The organism is Streptomyces sp. NPDC007917 (assembly GCF_042959105.1).
Classification (GTDB): Bacteria; Actinomycetota; Actinomycetes; order Streptomycetales; family Streptomycetaceae; genus Streptomyces.
Window position 1 is genome coordinate 1 of record NZ_JBIBKK010000076.1, and the last position, 2,075, is coordinate 2,075.

A 2,075-nucleotide genomic window follows, 5' to 3' on the forward strand; every position below is an offset into this window, starting at 1 on the left:
GCAGCAGGTGCTGGTCGACTGGAACGACACGGCGCACGCGGTGCCGGATGTGGTGGTGCCGGAGCTGTTCGAGGCACAGGTGGCGCGTACCCCCGACGCCATCGCGGTGGTGTGCGCGGGTGAGGAGGCGACCTACGGCGAGTTGAACGCGCGGGCGAACCGGCTGGCCCGCCACCTGATCGGGCTGGGAGCCAGGCCCGAGCGGCTGGTGGCTGTGGCGCTGCCCCGCTCGGTCGACCTGGTGGTGGCGCTGCTGGCCGTGATGAAGTCCGGGGCGGGGTATGTGCCCGTGGACCCCGAGCTGCCCGCGGACCGGATCGGCTACATGCTGCAGGACGCAGCTCCCATGCTCCTGGTCACCGATACGGCAACCTCCGCCTCCCTGCCCACTCAGGACAGCCGGCCTGGTTTCGGCGGCCTGTCCGTGGTGGTGGATGCTGCTGAGACGGCTGCGCGGATCGCCGAGCAGCCCGGCACCGACGTACGCGATGCCGACCGCCCGGGTACGCTGCGGGCCGAGCATCCGGTGTACGTCATCTACACCTCCGGCTCCACCGGCCGGCCCAAGGGCGTGGTCATCCCCCACCAGGCCCTGGTGAACTACCTGGCCCGCGCCGTCGAGGCCTACCCGGAACTGTCGGGCACCACCGTCGCCCACGCCTCCGTCTCCTTCGACATCGGCATCACCGTGCTCTACGGCACCCTCCTCAGCGGCGGCCGACTCCACCTCACCGCCTGGGACACCACCACCGCCCCCGACGAGCCGATCAACCTGATCAAGATCACCCCCAGCCACCTGCCCCTGCTCGAAGACTCCCCACTCCAGCCATCCACCCGCCTCATCATCGCCGGCGAACCCCTCCCTGCCGAAGCCCTCCACGCCTGGCACACCCACCACCCCCACACCCACGTCACCAACAGCTACGGCCCCACTGAAACCACCGTCGCCGCCACCGACCACACCGTCCCCGCGCCCGGCGGCGATGCGCCGACCACCGGAACCATTCCCGTCGGCCGCCCCATGTGGAACACCCGCACCTACGTCCTGGACGACGCCCTGCGTCCGGTACCCGCGGGGGTGGCGGGCGAGCTGTACATCGCGGGCACTGGCCTGGCCCGCGGCTACCTTCACCGGCCCGCCCTGACCGCCGAGCGCTTCATCCCCGACCCGTTCGGTGCGCCCGGGACGCGTATGTACCGCACGGGTGACCTCGCCCGCTGGAAGACCGACGGCACCCTCGAACACCTCGGCCGCACCGACACCCAGGTCAAGGTGCGCGGCTTCCGCATTGAGCTGGGCGAGGCCGAGGCTGCTGTGGGTGGGGTCAAGGAGGTGGCTCAGGCAGCTGTTGTGGTGCGTGAGGATCGGCCTGGTGAGCGGCGGTTGGTGGGTTATGTGGTGCCTGCGGATGGGGAGACGGGTGTCGATACGGCCCTGGTGCTTGAGAAGGTCAGGGACCGGCTCCCCGACTACATGGTGCCCTCCGCGCTGGTGGTGCTTGAGCGGCTGCCCTTGACGGGGAACGGGAAGCTGGATCGAGAGGCCTTGCCTGTTCCTGATGTCGCGGTGGCTGGTTCCGGGCGGGTGGCCCGGACGGCCCAGGAAGAGGTGTTGTGCCGGCTGTTCGCTGAGGTCCTGGGGGTGCCCGGGGTCGGGATCGATGACGGCTTCTTCGACCTCGGTGGTGACAGCATTGTGTCGATCCAGTTGGTGGCTCGTGCGCGGGCGGCGGGTTTGGTGTTTACGCCTCGGGATGTGTTTGAGCGCAAGACGGTGGAGGCGTTGGCTCGGGTGGCGGTGGAGCCGGGTGCCGCGGGTGCGGGTGCGGGTGCGGGTGCGGGTGCTGGTGTGGTGGGGGATGGGGTGGGGGGTGTTGTTCTGACGCCGGTGATGCATCGTTTGCGTGAGCTGGGTGGCGGGGTGGACCGGTTCAGCCAGGGCGTTGTTCTCCAGGTCCCTGCGGGGCTGGGGGTGGAGTATCTGAGGTCAGCGGTGCAGACCGTGCTGGACCATCATGACGCGCTCCGTGCCTGTCTGACCGTTCACGACGACACGACCTGGGACCTGCACATCC

General features: G+C 69.7%; 1 protein-coding gene. It reads left to right on the forward strand.

Going from position 1 to position 2,075, the window contains the following annotated elements:
• The coding region (locus ACFZDL_RS47160) for an amino acid adenylation domain-containing protein (RefSeq protein ID WP_391194621.1) at positions 1-2,075 on the forward strand (2,075 nt) is incomplete at both ends.